Source organism: Spirillospora sp. NPDC052242 (assembly GCF_040679555.1).
GTDB lineage: Bacteria > Actinomycetota > Actinomycetes > Streptosporangiales > Streptosporangiaceae > Spirillospora.
In genome coordinates this window covers 53,228-64,915 of record NZ_JBFAUZ010000038.1, presented here as the reverse complement: position 1 = coordinate 64,915, position 11,688 = coordinate 53,228, and the positions used below count along the sequence as shown (strand labels likewise).

11 protein-coding genes are annotated in these 11,688 nt (G+C 71.6%); 6 read left to right on the top strand and 5 right to left on the bottom strand.

Translation table 11 applies throughout. The features are described 5' to 3' along the window. Window positions 1–228 precede the first annotated feature (228 nt). Together AB0L25_RS28195 and AB0L25_RS28190 are read left to right on the top strand one after the other, a co-directional pair. The gene (locus AB0L25_RS28195) at window positions 229–1,068 is read left to right on the top strand and encodes an SDR family NAD(P)-dependent oxidoreductase (protein ID WP_500175727.1); all 840 of its coding nucleotides are present in this window, start codon (window positions 229–231) and stop codon (window positions 1,066–1,068) included. A gap of 43 nt (window positions 1,069–1,111) precedes the next feature. Then, the gene (locus AB0L25_RS28190; RefSeq protein WP_500175726.1) at window positions 1,112–1,624 is read left to right on the top strand and encodes a nuclear transport factor 2 family protein; all 513 of its coding nucleotides are present in this window, start codon (window positions 1,112–1,114) and stop codon (window positions 1,622–1,624) included. An 89-nt stretch (window positions 1,625–1,713) separates the two neighbouring features. Here AB0L25_RS28190 and AB0L25_RS28185 read toward each other — a convergent pair whose 3' ends face one another. Then, window positions 1,714–2,490 (bottom strand): hypothetical protein, encoded by a 777-nt coding sequence (locus AB0L25_RS28185; RefSeq protein WP_500175725.1) that lies wholly within the window; start codon window positions 2,488–2,490, stop codon window positions 1,714–1,716. 398 nt (window positions 2,491–2,888) lie between these two features. On the opposite strand from AB0L25_RS28185, the gene AB0L25_RS28180 reads away from it, so the two are divergent. The 3 genes from AB0L25_RS28180 (at window position 2,889) to AB0L25_RS28170 (ending at window position 5,426) form a co-directional block, all read left to right on the top strand. Then, a complete protein-coding gene (locus AB0L25_RS28180) occupies window positions 2,889–4,067 on the top strand; it encodes a 3-ketosteroid-9-alpha-monooxygenase, oxygenase component (RefSeq protein ID WP_500175724.1) in 1,179 nt (392 codons plus the stop codon). 70 nt (window positions 4,068–4,137) lie between these two features. Then, the gene (locus tag AB0L25_RS28175) at window positions 4,138–4,389 is read left to right on the top strand and encodes a hypothetical protein (RefSeq protein WP_500175723.1); all 252 of its coding nucleotides are present in this window, start codon (window positions 4,138–4,140) and stop codon (window positions 4,387–4,389) included. Then, complete coding sequence (locus tag AB0L25_RS28170) at window positions 4,386–5,426, top strand: 2Fe-2S iron-sulfur cluster-binding protein (RefSeq protein ID WP_500175722.1); 1,041 nt, start codon at window positions 4,386–4,388, stop codon at window positions 5,424–5,426. Before AB0L25_RS28175 ends, AB0L25_RS28170 begins: the two co-directional genes overlap by 4 nt. Before the next feature lie 87 nt (window positions 5,427–5,513). Here the strand turns inward: AB0L25_RS28170 and AB0L25_RS28165 are convergent, their stop codons facing one another. After that, a complete protein-coding gene (locus AB0L25_RS28165) occupies window positions 5,514–7,187 on the bottom strand; it encodes an FAD-binding protein (RefSeq protein WP_500175721.1) in 1,674 nt (557 codons plus the stop codon). A 258-nt stretch (window positions 7,188–7,445) separates the two neighbouring features. Continuing rightward, window positions 7,446–8,297, bottom strand: coding sequence for an IclR family transcriptional regulator (locus AB0L25_RS28160; protein ID WP_500175720.1), 852 nt, complete (start codon window positions 8,295–8,297; stop codon window positions 7,446–7,448). Window positions 8,298–8,389: 92 nt separating this feature from the next. Between AB0L25_RS28160 and AB0L25_RS28155 the strand changes: the two genes are divergently transcribed. Then, on the top strand, window positions 8,390–9,559 hold the full coding sequence (locus AB0L25_RS28155; protein WP_500175719.1) for an acyl-CoA dehydrogenase family protein: 1,170 nt from the start codon (window positions 8,390–8,392) through the stop codon (window positions 9,557–9,559). A 43-nt stretch (window positions 9,560–9,602) separates the two neighbouring features. Here the strand turns inward: AB0L25_RS28155 and AB0L25_RS28150 are convergent, their stop codons facing one another. Together AB0L25_RS28150 and AB0L25_RS28145 are read right to left on the bottom strand one after the other, a co-directional pair. Beyond that, window positions 9,603–10,427: a MaoC/PaaZ C-terminal domain-containing protein gene (locus AB0L25_RS28150; protein ID WP_500175718.1), complete on the bottom strand. Its 825-nt coding sequence runs from the start codon at window positions 10,425–10,427 to the stop codon at window positions 9,603–9,605. Then, entirely contained in the window at window positions 10,427–11,647 is a 1,221-nt protein-coding gene (locus tag AB0L25_RS28145; RefSeq protein ID WP_500175717.1) for an acetyl-CoA C-acetyltransferase, read from the bottom strand. The genes AB0L25_RS28150 and AB0L25_RS28145 overlap by 1 nt, the downstream gene beginning before the upstream one ends. Window positions 11,648–11,688: the final 41 nt, after the last annotated feature.

Below are 11,688 nucleotides of genomic sequence, written 5' to 3'. Positions count from 1 at the left end.
CGCCGGAACCTAGCGTCGGCGGTTCCCAGGGCGAAGGCGACGCCCCATCGCCGGCCCTTCCATGAACCGGCGCTGGACGGGCACCGGCCGACATGCACGCGGCTGTTGCGAGAGCTCACCTGCGACACGGAGACGTTGCACGAGGGAATCGGTGCGCGGGACCCGAGCAGCGGGCTGGGGACGGTGACCATCTCACCGTCCGGCGTTGAGAAGCAGAAAGGTTCTGTGATGACCGCACCCGACGGACGGACCGGGACGCCCGACGCGAACGTCGATCGGGCCGAGTTGCGGCGTCGCTACGGCCCATGGGCCGTGGTGACCGGCGGCTCGGAGGGCGTGGGGGCCGCGTTCGCGCTGCAACTGGCCGAAGCCGGTGTCCATCTCGTGCTCGCGGCTCGGCGGGCCGGCCCCCTGGAGGAGACCGCCGGAAAATGCCGGTCCGCCGGAGCCACCGTACGAACGGTGAGCGCGGACCTGACGTCCGAAGCGGGCGTGGCGGCCGTGCTGGAGGCGACGAAGGACATCGAGGTGGGCCTGCTCGTCCTGAACGCCGGAGCCAACACCCACGGCAGGCCGTTCTTGGATGGAGACCTGGACGCCTTCAACGCGGTCATCGATCTGAACGTGACATCCAGCTTGGCGCTGGTGCATCCGCTGGGGCGCCTGATGCGCGACCGAGGCCGCGGCGGCATCATGTTCATCGGCTCCTTGTCCGGTGGCCACGGCGCCGCGCGGCAGTCCGTTTACGGTGGCTCCAAGGCGTTCCTGCAGGTCTTCGGGGAAAGTCTGTGGCTGGAGTTGCGGGGTACCGGGGTGGACGTGCTGGTCTTCGTGCTGGGCCTCACCCGAACCCCGGCCATGGAACGGGCCGGCCTCCGTTTCGATCTGCCGGAAATCCCGTGGTCGCACCCGGACGACGTCGCACGCCAGGGGTTGGCTGCTCTACCGCACGGCCCGGTCGCCATCGTCGATGGATTCGACGAGAACTTCGCGCGGGCCGCCGACCCGGACCGGCGCGATGTCGTGTTGAAGGCCGCCGAACGCATGGCGAAGATGTTCGCTTCTTGACGGCCGCCGACCAGTGCCGTCCGCCGATGTGGAATGCGAGTCGATGAACGTGAGCACCGAGGAATTGCTCGAGGAGCTACACGCGTTGCGCGGGCGTGTCGCGCACCTGGAGGACGAGCTGTCCGTGCGCCGGGTCATCGCGGCCTATGGTCCGTTGGCGGACAGCGGGGACGCGGAGGCGACCGGTCGGCTGTGGGCCGAGGAGGCGGTGTACGACATGGACGTGGGCACGCTGAACGGGCGCGCGGAAATCACGGAAATGGTCGACGGTCCGGTGCATCAGGAGATCATCGGCGGCGGCGCGGCACATGCCAACGGGCCGGTGGTCGTCGAGTTGAACGGCGACACCGCCGTTGCGACCGGCCACTCGCAGTTGTTCCGCGGTGACGGTTCGGGAGGCTTCTACGTGTGGCGGATCGCCGCCAACCGCTGGGAGCTGGCGCGTGGGGCCGGTGGCTGGCAGGTGACCCGGCGGACCACCCGGCTGCTGGACGGGCGTCCCGATGCCCGCGAGCTGCTACGCCGTGCGGGCCGGAGCGACGGCGCGGCGTGCTGAGCCGGTAACGGATCGGCCTCCCGCCGGTACCGGCCGGCACCGGCGGGAGGCCGCGGCTCTGTCGGCGCCGATTCCCGATTCGGCCGGCGTCAGCCCTGCCACGGGACGATCGTGCGCACCGGGCCGGACAGCAGCACGCGCTCCGCGTCCGGAGCGGGAGCACCACGACCGGCCGCGTCCCACTGCCGTTCCCGCTCGCGGATCTCCCGGGCCACCTCCACCGGATCCTCATCTAGGTACAGCACCCGCATTCTCAAGGACCCTGCTCCCCTCTTCGTCCTGGGTGTGAACGGCAGCGTCCCATGCTCCTGCGGACCGAAATACGAAAATGTCCAAGCGCCGGCGACGCCGTCGCAGGTGAGCAGATCCGGGATGCGCATCGTGTCATGCCAGGCAAATTGCTCGTGGGCGCTCTCGCTGTGCGGATCGGCCAGTTCGGTGAGAGAGATGTGCAGCCCGCGGTTCGGGCGGAACGGAAGTACGTCCGCCGATACCCGCACCCGCGGATGCGCATACCCCTTGACCGGTGTGAAGAAGGCGAGCAGCGGACGCTGCACGCCGGGAATCAACGGCCCCCGCCCCCACTGGAACGAGTCCTCGGCGAGTTTGTTCCACTCGGCAATGCTTTCTTCGTAGGGCGGGCGGAACCAGTACATCGCGACGTAATCAACTTCGGCGAAGTCGCCGTTGACCGCTTCGTCCGCAGCGGCGCACTCGGCGGTACGGGACCAGCGATCGCCCCATGCCACGCCGGGCAGTGCCAGGTTCTCCGGCCGATGGTCGAGTTGATGCCACTCATTGTACTCGCGATGCCGCGACGGGTCGTTGAGTGCAACAAATGAGAAGAATGCGCGTTCGGAGAACACGTGCACCTCCGATGGGTGTCGCGGCGGACGAAGGGGTGGACCTTTTTTGTGTACTAGTTTTATTGAACTCTACGTGGTTTTCCGATGCCGATGATGTCGCTCTCCCAATGAGTGGGAAGCGTCGTCGCACTTCCCGAAATCGCTGGTCGCTTCTACGTTCGGGCGAGAGTGCAAGCGGCGGACGACGGTGACCGTCCACCGGTGGAGGCCGTCGCTCGACCGGTGACGGGCTTGTCATGCCGACCGGTTCTCCCGCCCATTGGGAGATTTCGTGGCCGCCGCCCCCAGCGGTGCCTAGCGTCTGCTTGCAGGAGATGCACGTCACCACCGGTGATCCCACAGCACACCCACCCTGTCCGGCCCCGGCTCCGCCGGGCACCGACTCCCTGGAGGTCTTCGTGACCACGACCCAGAATCCCCTGGACGACGAGGTCCGCGTGATCGAGGCGGTCGCGCCGCCCACCCGGTACGCGCGCGGATGGCACTGCCTCGGCCTGCAAGAGCAGTTCAACGATGGCAAGCCGCACGCGGTCGAGGCCTTCGGGACCAAACTGGTGGTGTTCGCCGACAGCACGGGCAAGCTGAACGCGCTGAACGCCTACTGCCCCCACATGGGCGGGGACCTCACCCAGGGCGAGGTCAAGGGCGACGCGATCGCCTGCCCGTTCCACGACTGGCGCTGGTCCGGCAACGGGCGGTGCGCAGGCATCCCGTACTCGAAGCGGGTGCCGCCCCGGGCGCGGACGAAGTCCTGGCTCACGCTCGAGCGCAACGGGCAGCTCTTCGTGTGGCACGACCCGCAGGGCAACCCGCCGCCGCCCGAGGTGACCATCCCGGAGATCGCCGAGTTCGGCTCGGACGAGTGGACGTCGTGGACGTGGGACAGCGTCCTGATCGAGGGGTCCCACTGCCGGGAGATCGTCGACAACGTCGTGGACATGGCGCACTTCTTCTACGTCCACTACTCGTTCCCGACGTACTTCAAGAACGTCTTCGAGGGCCACATCGCCAGCCAGTACATGAACGGCAAGTCCCGCCCGGACGTGGACCTGGGGACCCACTACTCGGGTGACGAGCGGACCAACGTCTCCGAGGCGTCCTACTACGGGCCGTCCTACATGATCAACCCGATGAAGGGCACGGGCGGCGGGGTGACCACCGAGTCGATCCTGATCAACTGCCACTACCCCGTGTCGCCGACCAGCTTCGTGCTCCAGTGGGGCGTGATGGTCAAGCGGCAGGAGGGCGTCTCCCTGGAGGAGGCGGAGCAGATGGCGCAGGGGTTCGCCGCCGGCGTGGAGAAGGGCTTCATGCAGGACGTCGAGATCTGGCGGAACAAGACCAAGATCGACAACCCGCTGCTGTGCGACGAGGACGGGCCCGTCTACCAGCTGCGCCGCTGGTACGAGCAGTTCTACGTCGACGTCGAGGACGTCACCCCGGAGATGACCCAGCGGTTCGAGTACGAGATCGACACGCAGCGGGCCAACGAGTTCTGGGAGAAGCAGGTCCAGGAGAACATCGCCGCGGGCCGCCTCGTCAAGGTCGAGCCGGAGCCCGCGAAGGCCGAGAGCTGACCACGACCGCGCGGGGTGCGGTGCGCACCCCGCGGGTCCCTTCCCGAGAACGGACGTCAGGAGTCAACGCGTGCAGCCCGTGTCCTGCCACTTGTGTGGTTCGTGCGTACTGGTCAAGAAGAACAGCCTCGCGCACACCGAAGTCCAGTGGACGACCGACACGAACCAATGCCTCGAACTGAACGAGCAGGCCGAGCGCGGTGTGCTCCGCGGCACCGTGCCCACCTGCCTGCAGTTGCGCGACAGCATCGAGGCGTCCGTGCGCGCCGGGGCGGTTCGGGTGCCCGTCCCGGACCTCGAGTACGAGGACGGCGGGCCGTGACCGGAACCGGGGCCTGCGCGGTGACGGTCGTCGACGTCGTCGAGGAGACCGCGGACGCCCGGTCGCTGGTGCTCGCCGCGCCGGATGAGGCACGCGACCGGTTCGGCTACCGGCCGGGTCAGTTCCTCACGCTGCGCATACCGGGCGACGGCGGCTCCGGGACGGCCCGCTGCTACTCGCTGTCGAGCGCGCCGGGAGTCGATGAGCACCTGAAGGTCACGGTGAAGCGGGTGGCCGGCGGGCTCGGGTCGAACTGGCTCTGCGACAACGTCCGGCCCGGTGACACGCTGGAGGTGCTGCCGCCCGCCGGCCTGTTCACGCCGGATCGGCTGGACGGCCGTCTGCTTCTCTTCGCCGGCGGCAGCGGCATCACCCCGGTGATCTCGATCGTCAAGGCCGTGCTGGCGCGGCCCGAGGGGAACGCGGTGCTCTGCTACGCCAACCGCGACGAGTCGTCGGTGATCTTCGCCGCCGAACTGCGGGAGCTGGTGGAGCGGCATCCCGACCGCTTCCAGGTGATCCACTGGCTGGAGAGCGTCCAGGGCCTGCCGACGGTCGGCGCCCTGGCCTCGCTCGCGGCCCCGTACGCGGACGGCGACGCCGCGTTCGTCTGCGGGCCGGAGCCGTTCATGGACGCCGTCCGCGAGGCGCTGCGGAGCGTCGGGATGCCTCGGGACAAGGTGATCGCGGAGCGGTTCCACTCGCTCACCGGCGACCCGTTCGCGGAGCCGGAGCAGGTTCCCACGGCGCCCGAGGAGGCCGCCGGGGCGCTGGTCACGGTCACGCTCGACGGGGAGCGGCACTCGCTCGCCTGGCCCTCGGAGACCCCGTTGCTCGACCTGCTGCTCGCCAACGGGATCAGGGCGCCGTTCTCCTGCCGGGAGGGGGCGTGCAGCGCCTGCGCCTGCCAGGTCGTCGCGGGCGAGGTGAAAATGCTGCGCAACGACGTCCTCGAGGAAGAGGACCTGGCGGAGGGCTGGGTGCTCGGCTGCCAGTCCGTGCCGGTGACCGACAGCGTCGAAGTCACCTACGACTGAATGTCACCGACGACGGAGCCCGGGAAGGCGGTGCGCGGAGGACCCGGCGGTGTTCCCGCCGCCGAGCCCCCTGCGCGGATCGTCTCGCTATTCCCCGGGGACGGGCCGGGCCGCCGCGTGCCGCGCGGCGACGTAGCCGAAGGCGATGGCGGGCCCGATCGTGGCGCCCGCACCGGCGTACTCGTTGCCCATCACCGAGGCGGACGCATTGCCGGTGGCGTAAAGCCCGTCGATCGGGGCGCCGTCGGCGTCCAGGACCCGGGCGTGCTCGTCGGTGACGAGGCCGCCCTTGGTGCCGAGGTCGCCGGCCTCGATGCGGACCGCGTAGTAGGGCCCGGCGCCGATCCGGTCGAGGTTGGGATTGGGCAGCGTCGGGTCTCCGTAGTAGTGGTCGTAGGCGCTGTCGCCGCGGCCGAAGTCCTCGTCCCGGCCGTTCCGGGCGAAGCCGTTGAAGCGTTTCACGGTGGCCTTGAGCGCGTCCGCGGGCACGCCGATGCGCCGGGCGAGCTCGTCGAGGGTGGCGGCCTTGGTGACCAGGCCCGTGGTGTACCAGTCCCGGGGGAACGGCTGTCCCGGCATGATCCCGGCGAACTGGTAGCGCTTGCGCGCCGTCGCGTCGAAAATCTCGTACGCGGGGACGTGCCCTCCCTCGAGCTGTGCGTGGACGAAGTTGACATAGGGCGCCGCCTCGTTCGTGAACCGTTCGCCCTTCTGGTTCACGATCACCATGCGGGGGATGCAGCGCTCGGTGACGAGGGGGAAGATCGAGCCGCCGGGCAGCCTGATCGACGGCATCCACCAGGCGTCGTCCATCAGGTCCAGGCCGGCGCCGATCCGCCGCCCGATCCGGATACCGTCGCCGACGTTGGAGCGCGCCCCGGCGCTGAAGTCCTCGCGGCCGAGTTCGGGCAGGTGCTCCTTGCGCAGTTCGGCGTCGTGGTCGAAGCCGCCGGTGGCGATGACGACGCCGCGCCGTGCCCGGACGCGCAGGGTGCGGCCGTCGCGCTCCACCACGGCGCCCGTCACCCGGCCGTCCTCGACGACCAGGTCGATGAGCGGGGCGTTGAGCCACAGCGGGATGTGCAGGTCCTGCATCGTCAGCCGCAGCCGGACCACGAGCGAGGCGCCGAGCGTCTTCATGTGCCGGCGGCGCACGAGGTTGCTCAGCACCCGCCAGGCGGCGACCCGCAGCATCCACTTGCCGGACCAGGTGCGCCGGAACATCATCAGCTGCCGTCCCTCGTACCCGGTGAACCACAGGCCCATCGGGGACGGCAGATCCGCCTCCAGCAGCAGCTCCTCGTCCGGGCCGAGACGCCGCGCGTCGATCGGCTTCGGCTCGATCGTCCGTCCGAGGGGGCGGCCGCCCGGTTCCTCCGGGTGGTAGTCGGAGTAGCCGGGGCACCAGCTGAAGTCCATGTGCCGGCTCGCCCGGTGCAGCATCTCCATCGCCGCGGGGCCCTGCTCGACGTAGGCGTCCAGCCGGGACGCCGGGACGCGGTCGCCGATGATCGCCCGCAGGTAGCGCCGCACGTCCTCCGGGTCGTCCGTGCGGCCGAGCCGCTCGAGCGTGGGGTTGTTGGGGATCCAGATCCCGCCGCCCGACAGGGCGGTCGATCCGCCGTAGCGCGGCGCCTTCTCGACGACGAGCGCGGACAGTCCCGCGTCGTGGGCGGCGATGGCGCCGGCCATCCCGCCCGCGCCGCTGCCGGCCAGCAGGATGTCGACTTCGTGGTCCCAGGTCGGGGGACTGGACGTCATGAGGAGGGCCTCCGGTCGAGAGGGAAGGGTCGCGCACGGACACGATCGGGAGCGCGACGAGCCGCACGTCGGCGGGGGGCGAGCCCGCTGGGGCGCGGGCGACGCGCAAGGTGGGCTCCCGATCGATTCTTCGCCGGACCGCCTCCGGGGGCGATGCGATCTCCCGGCCATTGGAACGTCCCGTCAACTGCGGCGATGCCGACCGGAGCGGTCCGGTGGCCACCCGGGGACGGCCGGACGGGCGCCGTGCGACGGAGATCAGAACCAGTCGGTCAACCGCGGCCAGGTGGCCCACGCGTCCAGCGCCCCGGTCGGCCATCCGCCGCTCCGGCGGTGCTCCGCGTCGTCCGGCCGGTCCCGCGGCGGGCGGGCGCCGGACGCGCGCCAGACCCGCTGGGCGGCGTGCTGCACCGCCGGGGTGAGCCGGCCGAAGTTCATCCGGCGGATCGGCCCGCACACCGACAGCGCCGCCGCGGGCGCGCCGGGACCGCGGACGGCCGCGGCGACGCAGCCCACGCCCCGGACCGCCTCCTCCCGGTCGAACGCCGCGCCCAGCTCCCGCACCCGCTGGAGCTCGCGCAGGAAGCGGCCGGGGTCGGTGATCGTGAACGGCGTCCGCGCCCGCAGGCCCCCGTCGATCACCTGCTGGACGGTCGCGTCGTCGGCGTACGCCAGCAGCGCCTTCCCGACGCCGGTGCAGTAGGCCGGTGCCCGGCCGCCCATCCGCGAGGGGAGTCCCGCGCCCTGCGGCCCGCCGATCTTCTCCAGATAGACGACCTCGGCACCGTCCAGGACGGCCAGGTGCACCACGTTGTGGCTGGACGCGGCCAGCTGGTGCATGAACGGGATCGCGGCGTCGCGGAGCCGGTCCCGGTGGAGCACCAGCGACCCGAGTTCGAGCATGCGGAGGCCGAGCCGGTACTGGTTGCCCTCACGGATCAGCCACCGGACCGCGACCAGCCGTTCGAGGATGCGGTGCACGGACGAGCGGGGCAGGTCCGTGCGGCGGACCACGTCGGCGAGCGACAGCTGGGCCGGGCCGTCGAACGCGTCGAGGATGAGCACGACACGGTCGATCATGGACGGCGGGGTCGCGGGGCCGTTTCTCATCCGGACTCTCCTGTTCGCCGCGGCGGCCCCTCGGCGCGGGACGCGGTGATCTGACATGGGTGACGGGGCCGCCCGAGCGGGAGGAGACCACGATGGGTGAGCGGGTCGGGGACGCCGTCGCGGAGGTGCTCCCCCGGCTGCGGGACCGCGCGGACGGGGCCGACCGGGCCGCGGCGGTTCCCCGCGCGTCGCTCGACGAGCTGACCGCGGCCGGTGTGTTCCGCATGCTCGCGCCCGTCCGGCACGGCGGAACGGAGTCCGACCTCGTCGGGTTCCTCGAGGTCGTCCGGGACATTTCGGCGTCGTGCGGATCGACGGGCTGGCTGGCGGGATGGTTCGGGGCGCACCTCTGGCATCTCGCGCTGTTTCCGGCCGAGGCCCAGCAAGACGTGTGGGGCGCCGAGCCGGACGCGCTGGTGGCCGCGGCCTACGCGGCGACCGGGAACGTCGTGGAGGTCGCGGGCGGATACCGCCTGCAGGGTCGGTGGAGCTGGGCGACCGGGTGCGAGCACGCCGGCTGGGTGCTGCTGGGCGGGATGCTCACCGCTCCGGACGGCGGGCCGACGGACCTGGCGGCGTTCCTGGTGCCCGCGGGCGAGCTGCGGATCGAGCGGAACTGGGACACCGTCGGCCTGCGGGCCGCCGCCGCGCACGACCTCGTCGCCGAGGACGTCTTCGTCCCGGCGCACCGGACGCTGAGCTTCGCGCCCTGCCTGGAGGGGAACGCCCCGGGCCGGGCGGCGAACCCTGGCGTGCTGTACCGGCTGCCGCTGCCGTCGGTGTTCGCCGCGGTCGTCGCCGCGTCGGCCATCGGGATGGCGGAGGGCGCGTACGCCTCCCAGGTCGGGTGGTTGCGGACCCGGCTCGGCGCGTCGTGGAGCGGGTTCTCGCCCGGCACCGACGACTTCAGCAACGCCCGCCTCGCCGCCGCGGGCGTCGACGTGGACGCGTCGTGGCTGCAGGTGGTCCGTGATGTGCGGGAGCTCGTGCGGGCCGCCGCGACGGCCGGTTCGGCCGTCCCGATGGAGCTGCGGCGGCGGATCCGGCGCGACCAGGTGGTGGCCACGCGGCGGGCGGCCGCCGCCGTGGACCACCTGTTCGAGCACTCCGGCGGCGAGGTCGTGCGCCTGGGCAACCCGGTGGAGCAGGCGTGGCGGAACATCCACACCACGCAGGCGCACGCCCTCAACGACCTGGACCGGACCCTGGCCATGTACGGCGCGGGCGAACTGGCGGTCGACGTCCATCCGCCGATGGTCTGAGACCGCCGTGACCAGGGTGGGGGACAGGGACAGGTTCGTCACCTCACCCTTCGCCGAATCGCGCCAGCCCGGAACCGAGCACCGGCGCGGCTCCCATGCGGACCTCGAAGGCCGCGTCGGCGCCCGTCACGTCCGCCTTCAGCTCCAGGACGTCCCCGGGGACGACCGGTGCGGTGAAGCGGCAGCTCGCGACGCGCAGATCGGCGGGGTGCGCGCCGATGCCGCGCGCGAGGACGAGGAGGCTCGCGGCCATGGTGCACAGCCCGTGCAGGATCGGACGCTCCTGGCCGATCGCCCGCGCCGCGTCCGGATCGATGTGGATCGCGTGCCTGTCGCCGCACAATCGGTAGAGCGCCGCCTGCTCGGGGAACGTTTCGACCGGCAGCGTGTGCGTCGCGGACTCCACCGCGGTGCGCGGGCCGCCCGGCCCGCGCTCTCCGCCGAAGCCGCCGGCTCCGGGCGCGAAGATCGACCAGCGGGCGACGAAGCACGCGCTGTCCACCCGGACCTCGAAGACGGCCGCCGAGCCCTTGTCCCATACGGCCTCCACCGACGCCGACATCGTCAGCTCGCCGCTCGGCGGCAGCGGAGCCAGCACCTCCAGGTGCTGGGCGCCGTGCAGCCCGCGGGACGTGTCGAACGCGCCCGCCGCGCCGAGCGCGTCCGGCCCCCACTGGGCGAGCGTGAGCCCGAAGGTGGGCAGCGTGCGGAGCCGGTCCTCGTGGACGAGGTCGAGTTCGGTGGCTTTCGCCCCGACCGCGAGGGCGTACAGAATCGCGTCCCGCTCGGTCCACGCGACCGTCCGCTCGCCGAGGGAGCGGCCGGCCCAGTCGCCCGCGTTCGTCGGGGTGTCGTGCGCCTGCGGCATCAGGACGTCCGCTCCAGGATCAGCGCCATGCCCTGGCCGCCCGCGGCGCACATGGTGACGGCGCCGACCTCCCCGTCGCGGTGGCACAGCCCGTTGACGAGGGTGGTGATCATACGGGCGCCGGTCATGCCGAACGGATGGCCGAGCGCGATCGCGCCGCCGTGCGGGTTCACCACGTCCGGGTCCAGGCCGAGGTCGTCGCACACCGGGAGGACCTGCGCGGCGAACGCCTCGTTGATCTCGACGAGATCGAGGTCGGAAGCGCTCAGCCCGGCGTTGTCGAGGGCCCGGGTCATCGCCTCGGTCGGGCCGAGGCCCATGATCTCCGGGGAGAGGGCCGACACCCCGGTGGAGACGATCCGGGCCAGCGGCGCCAGCCCGAGGTCGCGGGCGCGCTCGTCCGACATGACGACCAGGGCGGCGGCGCCGTCGTTGAGCGGGCAGCAGTTCGCCGCGGTGACCGTCCCGTCCGGGCGGAACACCGGGGCGAGCCCCGACACCTTCTCGACGGTCACGCCCGGTCGCGGGCAGTCGTCGCGGGCGACGACCGTGCCGTCCGGGAGAACGACCGGAGTGATGTCGATGTCGAAGAACCCGTCGGCGATCGCCTTCTCCGCCAGGTTCTGGCTCCGCACCGCGAACTCGTCCTGACGCTCGCGGCTCACGCCGCGCAGTGCCGCGACGTTCTCCGCCGTTTGTCCCATGGCGATGTAGGGGTCGGGGAGTTCGCCGGCGTCGCGTGGATCGGTCCACGGGGGAGCGCCCGCGGTGGAGCGGGCCTCGGTCCGGGCCGCCGCCTCGGCGTACCGCGGGTTGCGGGTGCCGTCCATCCCGTCCGCCTTGCCCTTGCCGAACCGGGAGACCGACTCCGCCCCGGCGGCGACGAAGGCGTGACCCTCGCCCGCCTTGATCGCGTGCAGCGCCATCCGGGTCGCCTGCACGCTCGAGGCGCAGTACCGCTGCACGACCGTGCCGGGAACCCCGTCCAGTCCCGCGCCCACGGCGACCTGCCGCGCGATGTTGTACCCCTGCTCACCCGCGGGCTGCGCGCATCCGACGACGATGTCGTCGAGGGACGCCGGGTCGAGCGCGGGTACCTGCGCGAACGCGGCGGCGAGCATCTGCCCCAGCAGATCGTCCGCGCGGACGTCTTTCAGCGATCCCTTGAACGCCCGGCCGATCGGTGACCGGGCCATGGCGACGATGACGGCGTCGGGCATGACTACCTCCAATGAAGAAACCTGGGGTGGCGGATCGGCAC

Coding starts and splice junctions, on each gene's coding strand:
- AB0L25_RS28195 (WP_500175727.1), top strand. CDS start 229: ATGACCGCACCCGACGGACGGACCGGGACGCCCGACGCGAACGTCGAT.
- AB0L25_RS28190 (WP_500175726.1), top strand. CDS start 1,112: ATGAACGTGAGCACCGAGGAATTGCTCGAGGAGCTACACGCGTTGCGC.
- AB0L25_RS28165 (WP_500175721.1), bottom strand. CDS start 7,187: ATGACGTCCAGTCCCCCGACCTGGGACCACGAAGTCGACATCCTGCTG.
- AB0L25_RS28160 (WP_500175720.1), bottom strand. CDS start 8,297: ATGAGAAACGGCCCCGCGACCCCGCCGTCCATGATCGACCGTGTCGTG.
- AB0L25_RS28155 (WP_500175719.1), top strand. CDS start 8,390: ATGGGTGAGCGGGTCGGGGACGCCGTCGCGGAGGTGCTCCCCCGGCTG.
- AB0L25_RS28150 (WP_500175718.1), bottom strand. CDS start 10,427: ATGCCGCAGGCGCACGACACCCCGACGAACGCGGGCGACTGGGCCGGC.
- AB0L25_RS28145 (WP_500175717.1), bottom strand. CDS start 11,647: ATGCCCGACGCCGTCATCGTCGCCATGGCCCGGTCACCGATCGGCCGG.